The organism is Actinacidiphila glaucinigra (assembly GCF_035918135.1).
Classification (GTDB): domain Bacteria; phylum Actinomycetota; class Actinomycetes; order Streptomycetales; family Streptomycetaceae; genus Actinacidiphila; species Actinacidiphila glaucinigra.
On record NZ_CP109144.1, the window covers coordinates 6,082,924 to 6,105,676 of the forward strand.

At 70.0% G+C, this 22,753-nt stretch carries 19 protein-coding genes; 11 read left to right on the forward strand and 8 right to left on the reverse strand.

All coding sequences use genetic code 11. The annotated features are described in order from the left end of the window. Window positions 1–60: 60 nt before the first annotated feature. On the forward strand, window positions 61–1,986 hold the full coding sequence (locus tag OIE69_RS27345; RefSeq protein ID WP_326576457.1) for a metallophosphoesterase family protein: 1,926 nt from the start codon (window positions 61–63) through the stop codon (window positions 1,984–1,986). A gap of 71 nt (window positions 1,987–2,057) precedes the next feature. After that, a complete protein-coding gene (locus OIE69_RS27350; protein WP_326576458.1) occupies window positions 2,058–3,182 on the forward strand; it encodes a WxL protein peptidoglycan domain-containing protein in 1,125 nt (374 codons plus the stop codon). A 9-nt stretch (window positions 3,183–3,191) separates the two neighbouring features. Here OIE69_RS27350 and OIE69_RS27355 read toward each other — a convergent pair whose 3' ends face one another. Both OIE69_RS27355 and OIE69_RS27360 read right to left on the reverse strand, forming a co-directional pair. Beyond that, window positions 3,192–4,883, reverse strand: coding sequence for a TROVE domain-containing protein (locus OIE69_RS27355; protein ID WP_326576460.1), 1,692 nt, complete (start codon window positions 4,881–4,883; stop codon window positions 3,192–3,194). Between the two features lie 553 nt (window positions 4,884–5,436). Continuing rightward, the gene (locus tag OIE69_RS27360; RefSeq protein WP_326576462.1) at window positions 5,437–5,952 is read right to left on the reverse strand and encodes a VOC family protein; all 516 of its coding nucleotides are present in this window, start codon (window positions 5,950–5,952) and stop codon (window positions 5,437–5,439) included. A 1,119-nt stretch (window positions 5,953–7,071) separates the two neighbouring features. Here OIE69_RS27360 and OIE69_RS27365 point away from each other — a divergent pair. From OIE69_RS27365 to OIE69_RS27380, 4 genes are all read left to right on the forward strand, one after another. After that, window positions 7,072–7,380 carry a hypothetical protein gene (locus tag OIE69_RS27365; RefSeq protein WP_326576464.1) on the forward strand — a complete coding sequence of 103 codons (309 nt, stop codon included), beginning with the start codon at window positions 7,072–7,074 and terminating at the stop codon, window positions 7,378–7,380. Between the two features lie 219 nt (window positions 7,381–7,599). After that, window positions 7,600–7,971 carry a RidA family protein gene (locus tag OIE69_RS27370; protein WP_392567683.1) on the forward strand — a complete coding sequence of 124 codons (372 nt, stop codon included), beginning with the start codon at window positions 7,600–7,602 and terminating at the stop codon, window positions 7,969–7,971. Between the two features lie 32 nt (window positions 7,972–8,003). Then, on the forward strand, window positions 8,004–8,957 hold the full coding sequence (locus tag OIE69_RS27375; RefSeq protein WP_326576468.1) for an RNA polymerase sigma-70 factor: 954 nt from the start codon (window positions 8,004–8,006) through the stop codon (window positions 8,955–8,957). A gap of 98 nt (window positions 8,958–9,055) precedes the next feature. Continuing rightward, window positions 9,056–10,252 (forward strand): NAD(P)/FAD-dependent oxidoreductase, encoded by a 1,197-nt coding sequence (locus tag OIE69_RS27380; protein WP_326576470.1) that lies wholly within the window; start codon window positions 9,056–9,058, stop codon window positions 10,250–10,252. Between the two features lie 85 nt (window positions 10,253–10,337). Here the strand turns inward: OIE69_RS27380 and OIE69_RS27385 are convergent, their stop codons facing one another. The 3 genes from OIE69_RS27385 to OIE69_RS27395 all read right to left on the reverse strand — a co-directional run bounded on the left by OIE69_RS27385 (window position 10,338) and on the right by OIE69_RS27395 (window position 14,279). Continuing rightward, the gene (locus OIE69_RS27385) at window positions 10,338–10,658 is read right to left on the reverse strand and encodes a hypothetical protein (RefSeq protein WP_326576472.1); all 321 of its coding nucleotides are present in this window, start codon (window positions 10,656–10,658) and stop codon (window positions 10,338–10,340) included. Between the two features lie 130 nt (window positions 10,659–10,788). After that, window positions 10,789–11,802: a DUF1259 domain-containing protein gene (locus OIE69_RS27390; protein WP_326576474.1), complete on the reverse strand. Its 1,014-nt coding sequence runs from the start codon at window positions 11,800–11,802 to the stop codon at window positions 10,789–10,791. 620 nt (window positions 11,803–12,422) lie between these two features. After that, on the reverse strand, window positions 12,423–14,279 hold the full coding sequence (locus OIE69_RS27395) for an Ig-like domain repeat protein (RefSeq protein ID WP_326576476.1): 1,857 nt from the start codon (window positions 14,277–14,279) through the stop codon (window positions 12,423–12,425). A 544-nt stretch (window positions 14,280–14,823) separates the two neighbouring features. Here OIE69_RS27395 and OIE69_RS27400 point away from each other — a divergent pair. From OIE69_RS27400 to OIE69_RS27415, 4 genes are all read left to right on the forward strand, one after another. Continuing rightward, complete coding sequence (locus OIE69_RS27400) at window positions 14,824–15,264, forward strand: VOC family protein (RefSeq protein WP_326576478.1); 441 nt, start codon at window positions 14,824–14,826, stop codon at window positions 15,262–15,264. Window positions 15,265–16,376: 1,112 nt separating this feature from the next. Further along, window positions 16,377–17,141 carry a snapalysin gene (gene snpA / locus OIE69_RS27405; RefSeq protein ID WP_326576480.1) on the forward strand — a complete coding sequence of 255 codons (765 nt, stop codon included), beginning with the start codon at window positions 16,377–16,379 and terminating at the stop codon, window positions 17,139–17,141. A gap of 452 nt (window positions 17,142–17,593) precedes the next feature. Continuing rightward, window positions 17,594–17,827, forward strand: a complete 234-nt coding sequence (locus tag OIE69_RS27410; protein ID WP_326576482.1) for a hypothetical protein — start codon at window positions 17,594–17,596, stop codon at window positions 17,825–17,827. A gap of 321 nt (window positions 17,828–18,148) precedes the next feature. Further along, on the forward strand, window positions 18,149–18,562 hold the full coding sequence (locus OIE69_RS27415; protein ID WP_326576484.1) for a hypothetical protein: 414 nt from the start codon (window positions 18,149–18,151) through the stop codon (window positions 18,560–18,562). A 274-nt stretch (window positions 18,563–18,836) separates the two neighbouring features. Here the strand turns inward: OIE69_RS27415 and OIE69_RS27420 are convergent, their stop codons facing one another. Together OIE69_RS27420 and OIE69_RS27425 are read right to left on the reverse strand one after the other, a co-directional pair. Next, window positions 18,837–19,316: a hypothetical protein gene (locus OIE69_RS27420; RefSeq protein ID WP_326576485.1), complete on the reverse strand. Its 480-nt coding sequence runs from the start codon at window positions 19,314–19,316 to the stop codon at window positions 18,837–18,839. A 656-nt stretch (window positions 19,317–19,972) separates the two neighbouring features. Next, window positions 19,973–20,656: a hemerythrin domain-containing protein gene (locus OIE69_RS27425; RefSeq protein WP_326576487.1), complete on the reverse strand. Its 684-nt coding sequence runs from the start codon at window positions 20,654–20,656 to the stop codon at window positions 19,973–19,975. Window positions 20,657–21,504: 848 nt separating this feature from the next. On the opposite strand from OIE69_RS27425, the gene OIE69_RS27430 reads away from it, so the two are divergent. After that, a complete protein-coding gene (locus OIE69_RS27430; protein WP_326576489.1) occupies window positions 21,505–22,080 on the forward strand; it encodes a fascin domain-containing protein in 576 nt (191 codons plus the stop codon). Here OIE69_RS27430 and OIE69_RS27435 read toward each other — a convergent pair. Next, the gene (locus OIE69_RS27435; RefSeq protein ID WP_326576491.1) at window positions 22,050–22,313 is read right to left on the reverse strand and encodes a hypothetical protein; all 264 of its coding nucleotides are present in this window, start codon (window positions 22,311–22,313) and stop codon (window positions 22,050–22,052) included. The two genes, OIE69_RS27430 and OIE69_RS27435, sit on opposite strands and share 31 nt — an antisense overlap. Window positions 22,314–22,753 lie beyond the last annotated feature (440 nt).

The window sequence follows — 22,753 nt, forward strand, 5'->3', positions numbered from 1 at the left end:
GGTGAGCGTGGGGTTCTCCACTCGATGCACACGATTCGTGCACAGAAGGAAAAGACAAAAATGAGATCGAGCAACTCCTCGCGGACCCCCGGGTCCGCGCGGCGCCGTGTGGCCACCGGGGCCACCGCGGCGTTCCTCGGCCTGACGGTTGCCCTTGGCAACGGGCTGGTGACCTCGGCGTCCGCCGCCGACACCGCCACCCTCAGCGGCATCGTCCTCGGTGTCGGCGCCAACGAGACCCAGCGCACCGTGACCTGGTACTCCTCCGCCGACACGGCGCAGCAGATCCAGGTCGCCCCGACCGCGCAGGTGACCGACGGCCAGTTCCCGGCCGGCTCCGCCACCTTCGACGCCATCGGCGCGGCGAACATCGCCACCAGCGGCGGCTTCAACCGCCACGCGACGATCACCGGCCTGAAGGAGAACACCCAGTACTCCTACCGCGTCGGCAGCGAGGGCAACTGGTCCACCGCGTACTCCTTCAAGACGCAGGACTTCGAGGGCGAGTACGACTTCCTGTTCTACGGCGACCCGCAGATCGGCTCGTCGGGCAACCTGGCCGCCGACCAGGCCGGCTGGCAGGACACGGTCGACGTCTCGCTGAAGGCCAACCCGAACGCCGAGATCCTGGTGTCGGGCGGTGACCAGGTCGAGACGGCCAACACCGAGTCCCAGTGGAACTCCTTCCTCGCCCCCGACGGACTGCGCCAGTACCCGTGGGCGGCCACCATCGGCAACCACGACGTCGGCGGCAAGGCCTACGAGCAGCACTTCACCACCCCGAACACCGACCGCTCGGCCCCGTACTACGACAACGGGAACCCCGCGGGCACCAAGTCGGGCGGTGACTACTGGTACATCTACAAGGACGTGCTGTTCATCGACCTGAACAGCAACAGCTACAACTCCGCCAACGGCGGCGGTGACGCGGCGCACGTCAACTACGTGACCGACGTCATCAACAAGCACGGCAACGAGGCCAAGTGGAAGGTCCTCGTCTACCACCACGCCATCTACTCGCCGGCCTCGCACGCCAAGGACGGCGACAACAAGCTGCGTCGTACGGACTTCCCGACGACCTTCTCCAAGCTCGGGGTGGACCTGGTCCTGCAGGGCCACGACCACAGCTACTCCCGCAGCTACCTGATCAAGAACGGTGAGAAGGAGAACCCGGCCGAGCAGCCCGGTGCCTCCGACGTGTACCCGGGTCCCGGCGGCGTCCTCTACGTGACGGCCAACTCCGCCTCGGGCTCGAAGTACTACGACATCACCAAGCCGGACAGCAGCGGCACCAGCGGCGCGGGCAACGGCGCCGACCCGCTGAACCCGAACAGCTACTGGTACAACTCGGTCCAGAACCAGGAGCACGTCCGCACCTACGTCAAGGTCCAGGTGCGCAACGACAAGCTCGTGGTCGAGAACATCCGCAGCGCCGCCAACGGCGCCGACCAGCCGGTCGGTTCGCACGTCGACGACGTCACGGTGCACCCGTACCACGGGGACAAGCAGGACCTGCAGGTCGACGTCCCCAACCCGGCTCCGGGTGAGTTCGGCTGGACCATCGACGGCTACAACGGCCTGGTGGACCTCGGTACCGCCAAGGAGCAGGACGGCGACCACTTCGTCGCGGGCGGCAAGATCAACCCGATCCTCGTCTCCGACAGCCGCCGTTCGCTCGCCCCGTGGTCGATCTCGGCCAACGTGGGTGACTTCAAGGACGCCGACAAGACGTTCTCCGGCTCCTACCTCGGCTGGACGCCGTACGTCCTGGACGGCGGCGCCGGTGCCAAGGCCGGCGACCCGGTGACCTCGGGCTACGACGACCACGGCCAGGGCCTGTCCGTCTCGCGCGGCCTCGGTTCCGCCGAGCAGGGCCACTCGCGGGGCTCCGCCAAGCTCGGCGCCGACCTGGATCTGAAGATCCCGGACAGCGTCGAGAAGGGCGGCTACCGCGCCACCCTCACGATCACTGCGCTGAGCAGCTGACCGTACCCGTTTGACGGCGGGGCAGGCACCGTCGGTGCCTGCCCCGCCTCCCGCTCCAGGAGAACCCCGACATGCTCCCGTCCGCACCGCGCCGCACGACGCCCTTCGCCCGTACCGCCGTCCTGGTCCTGCTCGCGGCCCTCGCCCTCGTGGGCCTCCACGCGGGTCCCGCCCGGGCGGCCGACGGCGACGTCACCTGGACGGTCAGGACGGCCGCGAACGGGTTCGGCGACGACCGGTCCAGCTACAGCTACTCCGCGAACCCCGGCGGTCAGGTCAAGGACGCCATGGTCGTGGCCAACCGCAGCACCACCCCGCTGCGGCTCGCGCTCTACGCGTCCGACGGCTACACCACCGACACCGGGCAGCTAGACCTGCTCACCAAGGACAAGAAGTCCGTCGGGATCGGAGCCTGGGTCCACGCCGACCGCGACAGCGTCGTCATCAAGCCCGGCAAGACCGCGGAGATCCCCTTCACCGTCACCGTCCCGGACAACGCCACCCCCGGCGACTACGTCGGCGGCATCCTGACCTCGCTCAAGCAGTCCGACGAGGACCAGGGCATCAACGTGGACCGGCGCCTGGGCATCCGGGTCAAGCTGCGGGTCAGCGGCGCGCTCAAGCCGAAGCTCGCGGTCGAGGACCTCCACGTCGACTACAGCGGCCCGGCCAACCCCTTCGGCACGGGCGACGCCACCGTCACGTACACGATCCACAACACCGGCAACGCGATGCTGTCGGCGCGCCAGTCCGTCTCGGTGGCGGGCCCGTTCGGATGGCTGCGGGCGAAGGCCGGCGACATCGCCGCGCCGCCGGAGCTGCTGCCCGGGGAGAGCTGGAAGGTGAAGGTGCCCGTCCACGGCGTGGCACCCGCGGTCAGCCTGACCGCGACCGCCACCCTCACCCCGATGCTCACCGACGCGTCGGGCTCCATCAACCCCCTGGACCCGGTCGAGGCCACCGCCCACGGCTGGGCCGTGCCCTGGATCCTGCTCCTGCTGCTCGTCCTCCTCGCCGCGGCCGTCGCCGCCGTGATCGTCCTCAGGCGCCGCGGCCGCGCACGGCGCAAGCAGCGCGAGGACACCCGGGTGCGGGACGCCGTGGAGAAGGCGCTCCGCGGGCAGGACGCACAGACCACGCAGACCACGCAGACCACGCAGCCGGAGCAGACCGCGAAGCCGGAGCAGAAGGCCTGACCCGGCGCGTCAGTCCGTGACGACGGCGGGGTCCCAGGGCCACGAGGCGTCCCGCCCCGCCTCCAGGAGCGGGATCAGCCGGAACGCCGCGTCGCCGAGGCCGCCGAAGGTGTGCCGGTGCGGCCCGGTCGCGCCGTGGCCCATGGCGTACCCCGCCAGGTTCCATGTGTACACCGGGACGCGCTCCGGGACGGCGTTCAGCGGGCCGCCCAGGGGCGACCAGAAGGCCTGTTCGTCGGTGACCACGACCACCCGGTCGTGCCCGGCGTAGTGCCGGGTGACCGCGGCGGCGGTGTTCGTGCCGCCGAGGTCGCCGAACCGGTCCAGCGCCCGCAGGACGGACTCGTTCCGCGCCGGTTCGACGCGCAGGCTGCCGGTGCCGAACTGGACGAGGTCGGCCCGTTCGGCCCGCATCGCCAGCGCGGTGCCGAAGATCGCGGCGGAGTCGGCCCGGTTGAGCTCGGTGTCCGCGCTCGGCCGGTCGAACATCGAGCCCGACCGGTCGACCAGGACCAGCGTCCGGCCGGGCAGCGCGGGCACGTTCGCCAGCGAGTGCCCGAGGGCCGTCTCCAGGGGTTCCTCCCACCGCCGCGAGGGAACGTTGCGGTGCGCGGCCAGGTAGCGGAACGGGAACTGCCGGGAGCGGAGCACCTCGGCGGGGTCCGAGATCCGGCGGGCCACCTCCGCGGCCGCCTCGTCGCCGACCCCGGCGAGGTCGAAGTTGCGCAGGTTGCGCACGAGTGCCATCGCCCCCATCGAGGGGATCACGGCCTCCCACACCGCGGCGTCCAGCGGCCCCTGCAGCCAGCCCGCCAGCGCCTCCCAGGTCATCCCGGCCGCCGCCAGCCGCTCGGCCCCGTCCGCCCCGGTGACCAGCGCGTACCGCCGCTCCACCGGTACGGAGAGCAGCGCGTGGTGCGCGGCGAGGAGCGGTTCCCCGGCCGGCGGTACGGCGCGGTCCGGACGGTGCCGCCGGTCCAGCGCGTACCGGAACAGCCCGCCCTGCCACGGACGGCCGGGCGCGGGGGCGGGGTGGGTGAGCTCCAGTACGTCGCCGAAGCGGAAGGTGTGCGAGGCGGTGTCGTACGTGAGCAGCGCGCGGCCGGTGTAGAGCCGGCGCACGGCGTCCGCGACCCCGCGCTTGAGCGGCTGCGGCAGCTTCCGCCCGTACCGGGAGGTCCAGTACGCCAGCAACTCGCCCGGCTCGTCGGGGCGTTGCAGCACGGCCTCGACGGCCTGCCGGGAGAAGCCCGCGGCCCCGGCGTCCAGCCGGCCGCGGACGAACTCGGCCGCGCCCACCACCGACGCCGTTCGTATGTGGGCCCGTGTGCGGAGCCAGCGCAGCAGACCGAGGGTCCACTGCGGCTCCTCGACGGCGAGTTGCCGCACCAGCCGGACGTAGCGCTCGTCGCGGGACCCGGCGTCCTCGTAGAAGCTGTTCTGACCGGCCATGTGGGAGACGGCGAGCAGGAACAGCTCCGCCTTGGGCTCCCTCGCGTACCCGGCGCCCGCCTCGTGGTTGAGGCCGGGCGGCGGGAACACCGTCCGGAACACGGCCCGTGCGGACCGGGGAGGCGCCACGACCCAGCGGCCGTGCACGGAGAGCGGGGAGGTGGCACCGCCCGCGGTGACGCCCGGTATCTCGGCCCGGATCTCCTCCCTGGCCTCGGTCTTGGCCCGCTGACGGTTGAACCGGGTCATGCAGATGTCCCCCTGGCGGGTGGCGGTCGGAGGGCGCGCGGCAGGAACACACGCGGCACGGAACACGCGCGGTCACCGACATCGCCCGGCGCACGCGAGAACGGCGCCTCCCGAGATCAGGGGTGTGCACCGGTGGGTACTTTTTTCGCAGGAAGTAACCGGGGCACGGCGCATCGGAAGGCGTCGGACGGGGACGTTACCCCGCCCCGCACGCCGGCGCATCCGAATTGACGCGGGGGCCACGCGCGGCGCCCGACGAGGGTGGCCCGGGCGGTCTCGTACCGGGCGGGGGAGAAGCGGACCGGGGGAGAAGCGGACCGGCGATGCGCGGTGGTGCCGTCCTGCGCGCTCTCCAACGGCGCGAGTACGCGCGGGAGTCGTTCGCGGCCACCACGGCTTGTACCCGTCCGGCGGACATGCCGCCTCCCCGGCAGGCCGAACTCGGCGGTCCCGCCTCAGAGTCGGAGTTCCGCGCGGGGCCGGGCCGACGACCGTCAGGCGATCTTCCGCCCCTCCGGCCGGTGCCCGGCACCCGCTGCCCGCATCGCTGGTGTCAGAGGATGTACTCGCCGAGGGCGTAGCCCTTGGGCTCCGTGATCAGCTCGATCCTCAGCCCGTTGGGGTCGGCCAGGAACATGCTGTCCGCGACCTCGGTCGGGAAGGCCGCGTACGCCATGCCCTGCTCGTCGAGGCGTGCCTTCACGGTGGCGAAGACCTCGGGCGTGACCGACAGCGCGACGTGGTGGCCGCCGCCGACCGTCTCCGCGTAGTCGGGGTGGGGGTGGCCCGGGAAGTCGAAGAAGGCGAGCATGTTCTCGCCGCCCATGTCGAAGAAGAAGTGCGTCGAGCCGCGGTAGTCCCGGTTCTCGATCAGGTCCACCAGCGGGAGGCCCAGGACGTCCCGGTAGAAGAGGATGGTCTCCTCGACGTCCCGGGCGATGAACGCGGCGTGGTGGACCCCCTGCGTCGTGGGCGCGGGGCGTTCCCCGGCCGGGAGGAGGTAACGGTCCCTCAGCTCTGCCTGACGCTCCAGGATCGCCTGCAGTTCCTCGCCGTGCGGCTGTGCCATGGTCGTGACTCCTCATCCTGCGGGCTGCGCGGAGTGCGCGGACTGCGCGGGCGGGCCCCCGGGCGACGGTGCGGGGCCCGCCCTGCTCGATTCATGCTTGACGCGTCAATCGAACATAGAGGCATTTATTTGACGCGTCAAGGATGGGTGGGGGTCGCCGGGGGCGGTGAGCGTCAGGACCGACGTGCAGGTCCCGGGCCGTGTGCGCCAGGCGCATCGGGGTTCGGCCTGGCCCCCACGTCCACGGTGCCGGGACCGGTCCCGGTGGCCGGGGTCCGCCCCAGCCCGTCGCCGTCGCCGGCGAGGACCGGGGGCCCGCCGTGACGTCCCGGGCGTTCCCGGGATCCACGACCGCCCGAGCCCGGGTCGGGCTGCTCGCGGGGATGCCGGCGCCGACCGGGCCCGCGAAGTCGCCGGCCGGGCCGAAGGCCGTCCAGCCGGCGTTCCGGGACGGCTGTCGGTCATGGTGACCGGGGTCGTCCGCCCCGAGGTGTGCGGGTGCTCGCCCGGCGGGTCCAGCACCGGAGCCGGCAGCGCGGCGTGCGGCCGCCCCCCGATCGAGATCACCAGGCCCCCGGTTCCACGGTCGTCATGATCGACTGCTCGTGCCCGCCCGGGGCCGTGCTCCCGCACGCGGGGACGCCCGCCCGGTCGCACGCCCGCGGCTGCGGAGCGCCGCGCAGCGCCGCGGCGGCTGAGGCGACACAGCCCGACGTGTCCCGTCGCCGGGCGCGGCGCCGGGGATGCGCGCCGCGGTCCCGGCGGCCGCGGAGGGTGACCGCGGACCCCCTGCCGTGGCCATGGGCTGCTCGTGCGTAACCGCCCTCCCGAGCGGCCAGAAGATTTCCGGCGAGCCGATCACACAGGCTCTGACCTGCGGAAAAGCGGCCCCGATGACGCTGCGTCGCGGCGCTTTCTTTTGACTCCGGGCCTCACCCGTGTCACGGTCATTTCCTCGGCGTTTGCCGCCTTGCATCACGGCGTCCCTGCCCGGTGAGCGAGAACGCGTGGGTCACGTGCCCCTCGTCCTACCGGCTCCAGGCACACGAAGCCGGTTCGACGACGGTCGGAAATGGCACGGCCGTTGTCCACCAATCTTCCCGTACGAAGGAGATTGACATGCGCGCAAACATCACCGTCCGCCGGACTGTCGCCGCGGCGCTCGCGGCACCGATGCTCGCCTTTGTCGCGGCGGGCACCGCCGATGCGGCACCGCAGACCGTCACCTCAGTCGCCCCTCAGGCAGCTGTGACGAACTACGTCCAGGGCGGCGGCGGTGGCTTCGGCGGCATCGGCGGCTTCCGTGGCAACGGGTTCTACGGCAACAACTTCTACGGCGGGTTCGTCCCCGCCGTGGTCGTCCCCGTGGTCGTCCCCATCGGCGGCTTCGGCGGCGGCTTCGGCGGCGGGTTCTTCCCCTTCCGCTGAGGGCTCACCGCCCCCGGCGGCCACCGCGGCACGCCCCACCCGGCCGGAGGGCCCGTGACGAACCGCCACGGGCCCTCCGGCCGGCGCCGCGGTCGCGTCGCTCCTGTCACACCCCCACGGCGGCTCCGGTCTCAGCTGTCGGCCCCCGTTGACGCGGGGCCGTTCCGTCGACGACGAGGAGACACCGTGACCGTCCAGCTCAGCGCATTCGACTTCGGCATGCCGTGGGAGTCGCTCTACGGGTACAGCCAGGCCGTCCAGGCCGGCGAAACCCTCTACATCTCGGGGCAGTTGTCACACGACAGCGCCGGCGCCTTCATCGGGACCGGCGACTTCGAACTGCAGATGAGGACCACCCTCGACAACCTCGACCGCGTGCTGGAGCACTTCGGCGCCCGCCGCGACCAGATCGTCGAGACCACCGTCCTGGTACGGGGCCTGCGGGACCACTTCGACACCGCCGCCCGCCTGCACGCCGCGTACTGCGGCGACCACCGCCCGACCAGCACCGTCATGGGCGTGTCCGACCTGGCGCTGCCCGACCAGCTCGTCGAGATCGGCGCCGTCGTCCGCCTCGACGTCAACCGCTGACGCACGCCTGCCTGGGGGCTAGGATCCGGGCCATGGCCCTGACCCCGCACGACGTGGAACGGTTCGAGGCGTCCAGGCCCCGCCTGGAGGCCGTCGCCTACCGTCTCCTCGGCTCCGCGAGCGAGGCCGAGGACGCCGTGCAGGAGACGTTCCTGCGCTGGCAGGCCGCCGACGTCGACCGCGTCGACGTCCCCGAGGCGTGGCTGACCAAGGTGCTCACCAACCTGTGCCTCAACCAGCTCACCTCGGCCCGGGCCCGGCGCGAGACCTACGTCGGCCAGTGGCTCCCCGAACCGCTGCTCGCCGGGGACCCGATGCTCGGCCCGGCCGACACCGCGGAGCAGCGCGAATCGGTCTCGTACGCGGTCCTCGTCCTGCTGGAGCGCCTCACCCCCAACGAGCGCGCGGTGTACGTGCTGCGGGAGGCCTTCGCCTACCCGCACCGCGAGATCGCCGAGATCCTCGACATCACCGAGGCCGCCAGCCAGCAGATCCACCACCGCGCCAAGAAGCACGTCGCGGACGGCAGGGCCCGCGGCGCCGGCGCCGGGATCGACGAGGCGGCGGCCCGGCGGGTCGTCGAGGAGTTCCTGGCGGCCGCCACCAGCGGCCGGACCGAACCGCTGGTGCGGCTGCTCACCCAGGACGCCGTCGCGGTCGGCGACGGCGGCGGGAAGGTCCCGGCCCGCGCGAAGGCGTTCGAAGGCGCCCTCGCCGTCGCGAAGTTCCTGCGGGGTCTGTTCAAGCCCGGCACGGCCAAGCGCACCCTGGTCGGCGGCTCGGCCGAGGTCCACGTGACGGCCGTCAACGGCGGCCCCGCAGCCGTTGCGGTCGTCGACGGCCGGATCGTCGGCGTCATGTGCCTTGAGGTCACCGCCGGCGGCATCGCGGCCGTCCGCAACCAGGTCAACCCCGACAAGCTCGAACGCGCCACCCGGCGATGGGCGGCCGACGACCACGGGGAACCCCTGCTCCACGCCTTCTGATCCCTGTGTGACGTGCTTCACATCACGTTCCTGTCAGGAAACGGCGGGCCGCCCGGTTCAAGTGGCGAATCCGCTGGAGAGCAGACAGGAGCCAGGACATGCAGCACCGCATCGTCGTCCTCGGAGCCGGTTACACCGGAGCCAGCGCCGCCGGGCGCATCGCCCGGCGGCTGCGCCGCGAGGACGTGGCCATCACCCTTGTCAACGCGGAGCCCGACTTCGTCGAGCGCGTCCGCATGCACCAGCTCGCCGCCGGCCAGGACCTCACGCCCCGGCCCCTCGGCGAGATGTTCGCGGGCACCGGCGTCGAACTGAGGGCGGCGAAGGTCACCGCCGTCGACGCCGACCGCCGCACCGTCACCGTCCACAGTGCGGACGGCACAGAGGAGTTGGCGTACGACACCCTCGTCTACGCCCTCGGCAGCGGCTGGAAGGAGCAGGGCGTCCCCGGCGCCGCCGAGCACGCCCACGAGATCGCCGGCCGCGCCGGGGCGCTGCGCGCGCGCGAGCGCCTGGCCGGACTGGAGGCGGGACGGCCCGTCCTCGTGGTCGGCGGCGGCCTCACCGGCCTGGAGACCGTGACCGAGATCGCCGAGGCCCGTCCGGACCTTGCCGTCGCCCTCGCCGCCCACGGCGGCCTCGGCGACTGGCTCTCCCCGAAGGGCGCCCGGCACCTGCGGAAGGTCGTCGACCGGCTCGGCATCACCGTGCACGAGCACACCGCCGTCACCGCCGTCGAGGCCGACCACGTGACGACTGCCGACGGCACCTCGCTCCCGGCCGCGGTCACCGTGTGGACCACGGGCTTCGCCGTCCACCCCATCGCCGGGGCCACCACCCTGGAGACCACCGACAGCGGCCGGATCGTGGTCGACGGCACCATGCGCTCGGTCTCCCACCCGGACGTCTACGCCATCGGCGACGCCGCCATGGCGATGGGCCCCGGCGGCAAGCCGCTGCGGATGTCGTGCGCCTCGGGCATCCCCACCGCCTGGCAGGCCGCCGACGCCATCGCCGCCCGCCTGACCGGCGGCAAGCTCCCCAATGTGCCGCTGCGGTACTTCAACCAGTGCATCTCGCTGGGCCGCAAGGAGGGCCTGATCCAGTTCGTCACCGCCGACGACCGCGCCGTCGGCTCGGCCATGACCGGACGGTTCGCCGCCGTCTACAAGGAACTCGTCTGCAAGGGTGCCGTCTGGGGTGTCGCCAACCCGACGATGGGCATCCCCACCCGCCGCCGCCGGGTCACCCCCCGGCCCGCCGCGGCAGGACCCGCCGTCCGTACGCCGGCCTGACCCGGCCCGCGGGCCACGCGGCCCCGCCCGCGGGCGGGGCCGCGCAGGCGGCGACCGGCGGGGCCGCCCGCCGTCACCAGGGGGATCAGGAGTTGGCGATCAGCGCCGCCGTCGGCAGGAACGTGGCCAGCACGCTGAGCAGCCAGAAGCCGCGTGCGGTGAGCGCCGTCCGTGCGGCGAGGGGCCGGTTCGCCATCCACCAGAGCACGGCGTACAGGAGCACGACGGGTCCGAAGAGCACCAGCGCGGGCATGATGCCGTCGTTCTCCGTCGGCTCCCGCCGGGTCAGTCCCAGGTCGGCGAGCGGCCAGTTGGAGGCGATGTACCAGAGCATCCAGATCGGGACCACGCCCGGAATCCCCAGCAGCAGGTTCACACCCAGGGCGGTGTACCACCGTCTCGCCATGTCCCTCGCCCCCCGTGATCGTCTGCCGAGACGGTACACCGGGGGGAGAAGGAGCCGACCGCCGCGTCCACGGCGGGAATCCCGCGTGGAGCGGCGGTCGGGACACGCGAACCCGCCGACGGCCGGGTGGTCAGCCGATCTCCACCGCCATGCCCTTGACGTTGGTGGCGTCCAACGCCTTGCGGATCCCCTTGGCGAGCTTGACCGCGTCACCGACGGCCCAGAAGTGCACGAAGAACAGCCGCGGTTCGTCCACGAGCCCGTGGTTGTGCAGTTCGACGAGCTGGCATCCGGCTTTCCTGAGGGCCGCCAGGACGTTCTGGACCTCACTGGCGATCATGGCGCAGTCGCCGCTGACCGCGGCCCGGCCGTTGCCCAGCGGCTGGTAGTTGATCGCACTCGTCGATCCGAGGCCCGGCGGCAGCACCATGCCGGCGTCGATGATGGTCTCCCGGCGCACGAAGGTGTTCTTGTAGACCCCGTCGTCGATGCCGCCCTTGACGCCCATCACCTTGTCGATGGCGGCCACGTCCATGTCGAGCTCGCGCGGCTTGCTGTGGTCCGGCCGCCCCGGGGGCGGGGCACCGGTACGGTCGAGCGCCGCGCGCAGGCCCTTGGCGATGGCCACGGGGTCCTTGCCGTGCGCGTGGACGTGGACCCACCAGATCTCGGGCGTCTGGGACAGCAGGTGCTTGTGGATCGCGGTCTGCTCGATCTTGCGTTCGTGCAGCACGTCGGTGAAGGACTGCATCTCCTTCTCGGTGACGACCACGTCGCCCATCAGCAGCGTGTTCCCGTCGGCGTAGCGGACGAAGGACACGTGCGAGCCCAGTGCGAGCCCCGGTTTGACGGTGACGCCCTGCGAGACCACGTTCAGGTCCCGGCGCGGCAGGCCCGTGTGGTACATGAACTCGCGCCTGATGTCGCCCGTCCGTCCCAGCGCGAGGGCCACCTCCTTCCAGTCCGTCAGGGCGGTGCGCACGGGCATGACCGACGGGTGGTTGTGCTGCTTCGACGTCCCGGTGGGCGCGCACGCGGAGATCGCCCCGCCCAGCAACGGCGCCAGAGTGGCCGCGGCGAGCAGATGCCGCCGTGACGCACCCGCCTGCGAGTGGGTGTCCTGCTGTCGGTCCTCACGCATCATGTGTGCCTCCTGACGGGATGGAAGCACGGCGAACGGCGGACACACCCCAGCACCGCCAGCACTGCGGCCAGGTGGGTGAAGCGCCCGTCGGCAAACGGGTGAGCCCACCCGGCGGAACGGCTTCCGGGCCGGGTCGCAGGTGTGGGCGCCGAGACTCACCGGGACGGCACTCCGGGACCCTCCGGTCATGCCGGCGCACCGCCTCACCGAGATCCCCGCCGACGCCCTGGCCGTCATCGAGACGCACACCGGGCCGGTGCGGAAGACGGAGCCGGTCCCCGACGGGCCTCGACCCGGAGGCCGCGGCCCCGCGGCCCCGCGGCCCCGCGTCCACACGGCGACCGGCACCGTCTTCGACGGGATCGCCGGCGATTCCCGCGACGAGTGGACAGCGCGGATGCGGCCGCCGCACGGCACCGCCGGCGATGCGGCTGACCGAGCCCGTACGCCACCGGTCCGCGCGGCTTCGTGTGAGCCCCATCCGTCAGGCGCGGGGGCTCATCCGCCTCGCGGTACCCGGACCGGGCGTGAACGCCGCAGGCCCCACCACATGCGGTGGGGCCTGCGGCGTTCCCCGCTTCCCGGGGTTCGCGGACGCGACATCCGGGGCCGGGACGGGCCTACTTGGTGAAGACGAAGTACTTCCAGGCGCCGTGCGTCGTGGAGTTGACGTTGTCGCCGGAGGAGCCGTTGACGTACGACGAGCGCATCCGGGCGCGGATGCCGGACTCGCCCGCCGCCTCGAGGCGCACGGCCGACTTGCCGTTCTTGCCCAGGGCGAAGTACTGGGAGCCCGCGCCGTACCAGGAGCCCTGGTAGTACACCTGGAGCTCGAAGCGCTGCTTCCGGCCGGTGTAGTAGTTCATCGTCGTGGTGAACACCGGGTCGGTGTTCTTGTGGAACCAGTAGTACGTCGTGGCGCCGATCCTGCCCGTCTTGTAGTGCTTGGAGACGGCCGTGGAGACCTTCGCCCGGGCGTACGCCGTCGACTTCACGGTCTTGGAGGCGGAGCGGGCGTCGCCGGCGAAGACCGCGGTGACGTTGGTGTCACGGGTCATGTCGACCGTCACCGACACGTTGCCCTTGGAGTTGACCTTGGCGCTCTTCAGCAGCTTCTTCGGCTTGTCCGTCCCGAACGGGTCCGCGTAGATCGCCACGGTGCGGCTCTTGTACGTCGTCCCGAGGTGCGCGGTGAAGACGACGTCCTTGCCGTACGAGTACAGCTTGCCGTTGTTGTTCAGGGTGAGCGCGGTGGCCTTGCGCGAGACCTCCACCGCGTCGGAGCCGGAGGCGGGCGTGTGCGTGGCGTCGCCCGCGTAGGAGACCTTGTAGGTGACCTTGCCGCCGGCGGCGGGGGTGTCCGTGAAGGAGAAGCCGCCGTCCGCCTTCGTCGTCACGGCGGGCAGTGCCTTGCCGTTCGGCGACTCGATGTCCGTGCGGGTCACCTTCAGGCTGGTGCCCGCCGCCAGGAGCGTCTTCGAGGTCAGCTTGCCCGTGACGGTGAGCTTCTTGGCCCGCTCCGACTTGCCGGGGGCCGACACCTTGAGGGTGGGCAGCTCCTTGGTGGGGTCGGTCAGGGCGCGAAGGGTGTAGGTCCCGTAGGTGTTCACGGAGACGGCGAAGAGCCGGCTCGCGTCCGGCGCCCAGGCGAGCGCCCCGTCCACGAGGGTGTCGGCGCCGCTGCTGTTGCCGGTGTTGGGGAAGTCGTACTCCCGCGTCGGCTTGGGGTCACCGGGCCGGTGGACGTGGACGTCGGGTTCGTACCAGGAGAAGCTGCCGCCCGCGACGCTGCCGTCGGGCGCGACCCGCACGGCGTTCGGGTAGGCGTTGATGGGGTAACCGGCCTGCTCGGTGAGGTCCGTTGTCGAGTAGGCGCCGATGCCGTACCCCATGTCGGGGTCTCCCCACGACGTGAGGACCTGGCTGCCGTCGGGCGTCAGGTCCAGTTGCCGCACGGCGGTGTCCATGCCGCCCTTGACCCGCAGCGTGGCCCCGTCGGCGGTGACGTCGTACACCGCGAGGTCGGCGCCGTTGCCCGCCGCCAGCACGCCGGGGACGGCCGGATCGGACGCCAGGAACATCCCGAAGGCGCCGGAGAAGTCGATGTCGCCCCGCTGGGCGAGGTGGACGACGGGCTCGGCTCCGGAGACGTCGAGCGAGCCGAAGTCGGTGCCGTAGGCGAACCAGATCCGGCCGTCCACCACCTCCAGGTCGAGGGGAGCCGCGCCGACCGGGTAACTCGCGGTCTGGGTGTAGGTGCCCGTCTCCACCGAGATGATCCGGTCGGCGTTCTTCACGGCCGCGTACACCTGGCCGGAGTCGGCGGACAGCGCGAGGCCGGTCACGCCGGAGAGCCCGGTCAGCGTCGCCTTCACGGTGCCCGCGTAGTCCGTGACGACGATCTTGCCGCCGGTCGGATCGGAGACGTACACGCGCTGGTGGGCGCCGTCCACGACGATGGCGCCGATCGATTTCACGGGAAGGGTTTTCGCGGAGTCGGCCGCCGCCGGACCCGCCAGGCCCGTTACCAGGGCCGCGGAGCTGAGTACGAGCGCGAGTGCCGTCGCGGTCGAGATGCTGCGCCTGCGCACAGTGATGTGACCCCCACAGAAGAAGCCCGGTGCTCGCCGGGCGGAGAAGAACAGGCCGCGCGTCCCCCCTCGCACCGACACGGGTGCGCGGACGCCGGAGTGGCAGCGTATGGCATGCGAGTGACAATTGAAGACCGGAATACCGCGACCCCGCGCACCGGCGGAGCGCACCTGCGCCGCCGTGACCAGGCACGCGAGCGCATCGCCGCCCGCGATGCGACGCTCATCCGGCTTCCGCGGGCGCCGCCGGCGCGGCAGGCATGTGAGCTTCTGCGCCATGCTCTTCTCTGCGGCCGGCAAGGCTCACCTGAGGCGCGACCCGGATTTCCCGGAGTCCGGCGGTCTGCGGATGTCGAGAACGTGCCACCGGCTCCGTCCCAGGGGCATCAGCGGCCACCACCGGCCGCACGAGGAAGAAGGAGAAGCCGGCATGGCGATTCAGCGGATGGACAACGTCGGCATCGTCGTCGAGGACCTGGAAGCCGCCATCGCGTTCTTCGTGGAACTCGGCATGGAGCTGGAGGGCCGGGCGGAGGTCGAGGGCCGCGTCGCCGACCAGTGCACCGGACTCGACGGCGTCCGCTGCGACATCGCGATGGTCCGGACCCCGGACGGTCACAGCCGGCTCGAGCTGGCGAAGTACCGCAGCCCCGCGGCGACCAGCGCGGGGCCGCGCAACCGGCCGCACAACATCCTCGGCACGCACCGCGTCATGTTCGCCGTCGACGACATCGAGGACACCGTTGCCCGCCTGCGCCCTCACGGCGCCGAACTCGTCGGCGGGATCGCCCGGTTCGAGGACAGCTATCTGCTCTGCTACCTCCGCGGCCCGGAGGGCATCATCGTCGGACTGGCCGAGCAACTGGGCTGAGCGGGAAGATGCTGCCCATGGCGTGCATCCGAAGGGGCCGTGCCGCGTAGAAGACCGGCTTCGCTTCGGCCGCGAGATCGCGGATGGGGAGGGCCCTGGATTCGTTGTCGCGAGGTTCCGGGTCTGTCGGGGGCGGCGAATGCCGCCATCCGCGCGCTCGAACGGGAGCGGCTGTCTCCGGGCATCGTGTCGGCGGCGCTGAGTGTGTGGTCTGTGCGCGTGCACGGCACCAAGCGCCGGTGGAGGCGTTGGGAGGCCGAGTTCACGTGCCCATGCTGTGGCGAGGGCTGGGCCCGGGACAAGCTGCAACAGGCCCTGCTCCGGCTTCCGCCGGGGGCCGCCACCGAACGCCGGGGGCAGGTCGAACGCCTGGACGCGGTCCTTCTCGGACGAACGCACCACGAGTCCCTGACGGATCCGGATCTGGCGTGGTGGCATCGCAGGTGCTGACCACGTCCCGCCCTTTGACCGGGCGGTCGACGGGTCGCACGTCCGGGCACTGATCGAGCTGCTCGAACGGCACGGAGCCTGGCATCGAGGTGGGAGGAGCGAGCCCATGGCGGCCGACCGGTACGACGGGCCCGGCTTCCGTCCTGATCAGGACTGGGCGCCGCCGGCTCAGCGGCGGGGGATGCCGCCCGGCGCCGAGGGTGGCTCTCCGGAGGCGGCTCGCGGCCGGTGGAGTGCGAAAGAGACGGAAGCCTACGTTCTATGACATCGGTCACAACGCTCCACCGACCAACCGGCGCCCTTAGTAGATGCGACGTGGCAGAGATATAAGTGTTTGTCCATTTTTGCCCGAATGTGGATTCTGTCGCGCTTCCCGGAATTCGCCCGGCCGACCCACACGCTCGCTGTCGGGTGACGTAAGGCTTCTGACGTTACGTCAGTTATTTTCTCCCGCGGCGATGTGCGGACCGGAGATCCGCGCACGGCCCCGGTGAGGTCCCGGGACCTACGAGGCGACGTAGTGGCAGGACCCTTTGCGCTCCCTGTGGAGCCGTCCTAACAATGACCACCCACAGGACGTCGCTGCGGTTCGAAACCGGTGTTCACGCGGAGTCGACCGCGCACCGGACGCTAGGCGTCACCGAGTGAGTAGGAGCCTTCGCATGAAGTCGTCCCGAACGTCCCCGCGGCTCCTCGCCCTCGCTCTCGGCCTGGGTCTGGCCTCCGGCACGCTGGCCGCGGCGGTGCCGGCGAGCGCCCAGACGGCCGCCACTCCGTCCGCTTCCGCCGGTACCTCCGTGGCGCGGTACGACGGGTCGGCCGGGGAGGCCGGGAACAACAAGGCGTTCTTCGAGGCCGTGCTCAAGTCGGTCGCCGAGAAGCGCGCCGCCCAGCCCGCCGCGCAGGCGGTGACCGTCTACTACGACGACTCCCAGGCGCCGAGCTTCCGTTCGCAGATATCGAGCGCGGCCTCGATATGGAACAGCTCCGTGTCCAACGTCAAGCTCCAAGAGGCCTCGAGCGGTGCCGACTTCTCCTACTACGAGGGCAACGACTCGCGAGGGTCGTACGCCTCCACCAACGGCCACGGAAGCGGCTACGTCTTCCTTGACTACACCCAGAACCGGCAGGACGACTCGCTCCGCGTCGTCACCCACGAGACCGGGCATGTGCTGGGCCTGGCGGACGACTACAGCGGGCCGTGCAGTGAGCTGATGTCGGGCGGCGGCCCCGGCCCGTCCTGCACCAACCGCTATCCGGACGCCACCGAGCGCTCGCGCGTCGACCAGCTGTGGGCCAACGGAGTCGCACAGGCCCCGGGCACGGTGAACCAGCCCGGTGTCAGCGTGAGCCCCGCACCGCAGGTGGGGACCGGGGCGCCGGGCCAGGGCCCAGGGCGTCCGCTCCACAGGACGCCCTGGCGGTAATCGCGTTCCCAAGGGGGAAGCGGCTCGCTGACGGTGTCCGAGCACTCCTGCAGACCGGCAGACAGACGCTGGTGCTGTGTACGGCTGTCCGGGTCGGCGGACCTGGCGGGGCATCTCGCCGGGTCCGCCAAGCGGCGGCGCACGGGTCGGGTCTTCGTCCGGCCTTGAGGGGGAGTGCTTCGGCGGAACAACGTCCGGCGGATTCGGCTCCGCGCCGTCGCTACGGCCGGAACACCCTCGCCGCGACGGGCAGGGCCTCCACGGCCGCCATCGGACAGGCCCAAGCGGTCGCAATGGTGCGTGCCGTCTTCAATGCCGTCGCCCTGCTCCTTCGCCCACCGTCCGCAGCAGAGGCGACAGCCACCCCGCCGGGCGGAGCACAGCCCCTTGGCGGACTCGCGCGGCTGTGGAGGGACCACCTGCGCACACTGTTCCCCGACGGCTTCCGCGGCGTGGACTTCGACGGCGTGGACCTGGTCCTCCTGGACGCCGACGTCGCCGGCCTCGTGCATAGAGAACTGAACGGCGGACTTAACGACAGGGGCATTGCCTCCCTCTGGGGCTGCATCGCCGACCTCGACAAGATCGTGCCCCTGATCAACGAGGAGTACTGCGCCTCCTACTTCAGGAAACTTCGGACGATGGCACAGCTCGCAGCATCGCCCTACATCCCCACTGCGATCTGACTGCCGGGGTTGAAACAGACTCGCGAGGCGGGTACGTCGCCTGCGGGACGCCACAGGTCCGGATGCCAAAGACCCCGAGCCATGAGCGGCCGGCGGTCTCCTCACTGGTCGGCGTGGACGGTTTCGAAACCGCCGACAGTGCCTTGTAAGCCTGGTGGTCAGGGCTATCGAGGGTGCGCAGGTCAGATCAGGTCTGCTGGGTCCCCAGCTCAGCGAGGCATCTCGACCGCAGCGGGCCGACGTTGACCGTGGTTGACCTTCTGATGTGGCACGGTTGTGGCACGTGTAACTGGAAACGGCGCTATGGCGTCATGCCAGATCATGAGCCCAACCAAGTCGCGGTCGCATGCGTGGATACCCTGGGTCAGCGCGCCCATCTTCGGGATGTTCGCGGGCTACGGAGCCTGGCTGCTGGTCTTCAGCGCGCGGACGTACTGCGACGCTGGGATGGAGGCCGGCGACCGGTTCGGGTTCTGGTACGTCGAGCTACCCGAGCACGTAGTCGGCTACGGCCTGTGTGCGCTCGTCCTGCACGGTGTCGCCTGGTTACTGACCTTCCGTGCGCCGACCGCTCTACGGGTGTGTGTGTCGATGGCGCTGGTCGTAACGACGCTGACCCTCTTGGCCTGGTGGTACTTCAAGACAGAGGGGACTCTCGACGGTTCTTTCAGCGATTCTGGGCTTTGCCCACCCAGCAACATTCCGCCGTGGTGGCCCGCCTGGATCCCCGCCTGATGCGCAGTGGGAGGTGTTGAGCCGTTCGGTGCCGGACTCCGCCGTACCCATAATGATCCGACACTGCTGGGCGGCCTGTACGCGGCCACCTGCGCAGGAACCATGTCCTCCCACACGCAGGACCACCGCCTTGTAAGTTCCAGCGGGGGTTGGTTGCGCCTGCTCGTATCACTGGCAATCGATGGCGTCGGAGCCCACCAGCAGCCGACCCGATCCGCTGGCGTACGTCCTCGTTGATGTCGGCTGCAGATGTCAGAGTTTCTACCGGCGGCAGTCACTCCAGCAGCAAGCCCGCCACAGGTAGGGGCTCGTTGTACAGCCACGTGAAGGTCCGGTCAGGCTCCAAGTGGGCCTCGCCCCAATGAATGGCGTGGATACCGCCTTCTGCGTCAGCGGTGAAGAAGACACAGACGAGCTTCGTGGACGCCCCTAGCTCCTCGAACGCCTCATGGAGCTTCTCGTACTCCTCGGACGTGAGGTCGTCATCGAGTGCGAACAGACCCTCCTGTGGCTCCGGCCCGTGCCCAATCAGCATCCGCCGGCGGGTCGAGGATGCACCAGAGGGGAGCCGGGCGCGGTCCAGCGCTGTCGGGCGGTTCGCGTACTTGTAGGGGAAGAGGGCGTGGTCGTTGATCACGGCATAGTCGTAGCCACGTACGACGCGTACGGCTCCACCCAGCTCCTGGGCCGCGACCGCCAATTCTTCGCGGACCGCCTCCGCCAGGGTGGAGCCGTAGGGGCTCCGCTTCTTCAATCGCGCAGCCAGATGTACCTCGCGAGCCCGCGCATGGGCCTTGCCCAGCTGCACTGGCACCCGAGCCGCGAGCGCGCCAGCTTGCTCACCAAATCTTCGTGCTGCCCACGCTGAAGGCGCTGCCGCGCCGGCATCGAATCCAGGCATGCAGTATCGCCCCTCCCCTGGCCCACCCCGCCTTCCTTCCTGTGTGACAGCTACGTGCACGACACGCAAGGTGGCGATCCGGCCAAGGCATGACCAGGGGGCGTACGCGGGCTTCGCGTTGCGGTTCCCCGCTGTTACCTGCGTACTGGGCCGGTTCTGTGAGCCGTCGCACCCGGCAAGCGCTTAGAAGGCGCCGGGTGGGATCACGGGCGCACCCCTTCTGACCTGGCGTTCCCCGAACGCCAAGCGGGAACGTTCGGCGCCCTCGACATGCATTCGACACGGGTGGTGAACGGCTTCTGCCGCCCTGGACGATCTGTTGGTGAGCTATGCCGACAACATCGCCAAAACCACCCGCGCAATCCGCGACTAACCCGAACGAGCACTCCCACTTCTGGACATCACCAACAAACCGGACCCTTAAGGAACTTGATCAAGCCCTGCCCCTCGCCAGACGTCCAGGGGCCCCTGCGTCAAAACATGGCACTCGCGCGCAGGCGGGGCCGTACTCAGTGGGTGGCGCGCGGGGGCGTCGGCGTACCGTGAACCCGCGTAGCGTGCCTGGCGAACCGACGTCGCGCGATCGCAGGCATAAGCAGCCTGACTGGCAGCGGAGCCTCGGCGAGGACGCCCGCGACGACCTCTCGGTCGCCCTCATACATCGCCATGCCGAAGGCTAGCGGAAGAGACTTCTTTGCTGACTTCTCGAGGCTGTGCTCGCCGAGCCGTCGCCATTCCGCCGCGGTAACGTACTTCTCGGCCAGAGGGAGGATCCGCTCCTCCTCCATGGCCATGTGCTCCAGCAGCGCAGCCTGCAGCCGGTCGAACGCCTCGGCAAGTTCCTGACCGGCGCGCGCGGTGGAACGCCACTGCGGCAGCAGGCGCAGGACCTCCGCGTTGGCGGACTCGATACCGTGGTGCTGCCGCTCCATGACAGGCACGACGTCCTCGGCCTCCTTGCCGCCACGCTGGTGAAGCAGCGGCCACAGCACGACGTCCTCGCCCTCGTGATGAAGGTGCAGGACTTCGCAGACGAACTCGGCGTGGGCGCCCACGACCTCGGATCGCTTGATGTCGTCCGGGGCAACGTCCCTAATGAGTTGCGGGAGAAGACCGAACTCGCGGCGCAACATGGTATGCACCATATACATGTCCCGGACGTCCGCCATGGGTTCGTCGTTGAGCTGGTTCACTAGGGTCCTCGATCGTCTTCGCGGAGAGATCCGCTGCTGCTTGCCTGAGGCGTTGGTCTGCCGAACCGAGCGCATGCTGCGCCGGAGCGAGCCCCGGCCCCAGAGGTCGTAATCCAACGGCCACCAGAAGGTCTGCAGCCACAACTACCACCCCGGAGAAATCTAGAGGGCGAGATGGCGAGAGCATAGAAGGAGCGCGCCAGATCCAATCATCTAGTCAACTGCGACCTTCGAAAATAGCCGCGCTCCACCGCCGTAGCGCGGCTACACCTTCTGAACCGCGCTGTGAACGCCGCCGATCCTGGACGTGGACAGTAGAAGCGCGCACGCCCACCTGGTGCAGTTCATGCGGTGCCATGACACCCGAACCGAATCCCGGCCCTAGCCATGCTCGCTCAGACATTTCTCGCGGCCACCCGCGGCTCAAGCGGCGGCAAAGGGGTACGCAGAAACGGTTCCGGCACCCTGGTCCGCTCACCCTGGCATAAGTCCGCCGGCTTCCGGCAACTCACCGCCCATCCCGACCTAGTACGCGGCTGAGGGAGCTTGCTGCAGGGAGCAGGATCGGCGATCGAGGTACGTTCCTGACGGGTAAGCTTGGCGCGCATGTTCTATGCGGCTGAATTGGTCTCGTCCTAGAGTTTGGTGAAGCCTCCCTGGCCGACCGAGCGGTCACTCTAGGTTGTGGAGTGCTGCCACGGTGACAGACGGCTCTTCTTCGCCGCCGTCTGTCAACCGTGGTTAACCACGGCCGGATGCTCTGCAATGTCCTGTACACCATGGCAGCCACTGGTTGTTGGTGGCAGGTCGTTGTATAAGTTCGGCAAAGGATCAATGAAAGCAGGAATGTGAACCTCAAAAACATCGTCGGCAAGTTCGGTATTGCCGCCGCGGGAGTGGCGGTCGCGCTGACTGTTGCGCCTTCCGCGACCGCCACTCCTGCCCAGTCGGGCACGGTCACTGTAACCGCCTACCCTGATTGGGATCTCGGCACTGACCACTGTGACGATATCAAGATCCAGTCCACAGCCAACGGTCTTTTTGTTGCCGCGGAGAAGGATTATGACGGATATGTCAAGGGCATGCTCCGGGCTAGATCGTCCTCTGGCGGGTCTTGGGAGAAATTCTCCCTTTGCCCGATGGACGGGTATTACACCCTCTTTTCGTATGGCACCATGAGTTATGTAAGCGCCGAGAAGAACTACACCGGCGCCGACGCAGGCATGCTCCGGGCGCGTAGCGCCGACGTCAAGAGTTTCGAGAAGTTCGAAGTCCGCTGCCCTAGCTACTGCACTATCAAGTCTCTCGCCAACGGCCAGTACGTGAGCGCTGAGCTGGCCTACACAGGCACTGGCTACGGCATGCTCAGGGCTCGATCGTCCTCCGTCCAGTCCTATGAGAAGTTTGCGTTCTCGCAGGGCTGAGATGCGACCACACCGGGATCGATGAAGTTTCCCCGTGATCTCGGACACGTGATCGTTATGCCGCGAGGGCGTTGCTGGTGCCGTTGCCTGGTTTCGGCCGGGGTGAGGTAGCCGAACGTGCGGTGCTTGCGTAGGCGGCGGCGGTTGTAGAAGGTCTCGATGAAGGAGAAGACCTCGGCGCGGGCGGTGGCCCGGTCGGGCCAGGTACGGGTGCCGATCTCTTCCTTGAGCAAGGCCCAGAAGCTCTCCGCGGCGGCGTTGTCGAAGCATCCCGCTAGTTCATCCCTAGCCCGATTGGCGGAGCGGGTTTGGCCGGTGGCCTGCCTGGGCTGGGGCCGAGCATGATCAGGGGGCCGTACGCTGGTTGGCAACTCGGGCAGGCTTGCCCCTGCCCGCAATGTGTGCGAGTGGCCCCCTGGTCTTGCTCGGCGCGGGTCCCGGACCGGGGAGGTGGCTAAAGCCGCGGAGCCCCCAGCCACAGCAGGTTTCTCCTCAGCCCACCGTTCGCCGTCTGGCGGGCGGCCGGCGGCCGGGCCGGAGCGGGGCGAAGACAGGAGCGGCGGCCCGAGGCGCCGGGCCGCGCGCCGCCGCGCTCTGCGCGGCGGGAGCGCCTTGATGAAGTAGAGAAAGTCTTACCGCGCAGCGGTGCTTCATGATCGTCTAGGCCAGCAGT

Coding starts and splice junctions, on each gene's coding strand:
- OIE69_RS27345 (WP_326576457.1), top strand. CDS start 61: ATGAGATCGAGCAACTCCTCGCGGACCCCCGGGTCCGCGCGGCGCCGT.
- OIE69_RS27350 (WP_326576458.1), top strand. CDS start 2,058: ATGCTCCCGTCCGCACCGCGCCGCACGACGCCCTTCGCCCGTACCGCC.
- OIE69_RS27355 (WP_326576460.1), bottom strand. CDS start 4,883: ATGACCCGGTTCAACCGTCAGCGGGCCAAGACCGAGGCCAGGGAGGAG.
- OIE69_RS27360 (WP_326576462.1), bottom strand. CDS start 5,952: ATGGCACAGCCGCACGGCGAGGAACTGCAGGCGATCCTGGAGCGTCAG.
- OIE69_RS27365 (WP_326576464.1), top strand. CDS start 7,072: ATGCGCGCAAACATCACCGTCCGCCGGACTGTCGCCGCGGCGCTCGCG.
- OIE69_RS27370 (WP_392567683.1), top strand. CDS start 7,600: ATGCCGTGGGAGTCGCTCTACGGGTACAGCCAGGCCGTCCAGGCCGGC.
- OIE69_RS27375 (WP_326576468.1), top strand. CDS start 8,004: ATGGCCCTGACCCCGCACGACGTGGAACGGTTCGAGGCGTCCAGGCCC.
- OIE69_RS27380 (WP_326576470.1), top strand. CDS start 9,056: ATGCAGCACCGCATCGTCGTCCTCGGAGCCGGTTACACCGGAGCCAGC.
- OIE69_RS27385 (WP_326576472.1), bottom strand. CDS start 10,658: ATGGCGAGACGGTGGTACACCGCCCTGGGTGTGAACCTGCTGCTGGGG.
- OIE69_RS27390 (WP_326576474.1), bottom strand. CDS start 11,802: ATGATGCGTGAGGACCGACAGCAGGACACCCACTCGCAGGCGGGTGCG.
- OIE69_RS27400 (WP_326576478.1), top strand. CDS start 14,824: ATGGCGATTCAGCGGATGGACAACGTCGGCATCGTCGTCGAGGACCTG.
- snpA (WP_326576480.1), top strand. CDS start 16,377: ATGAAGTCGTCCCGAACGTCCCCGCGGCTCCTCGCCCTCGCTCTCGGC.
- OIE69_RS27415 (WP_326576484.1), top strand. CDS start 18,149: ATGAGCCCAACCAAGTCGCGGTCGCATGCGTGGATACCCTGGGTCAGC.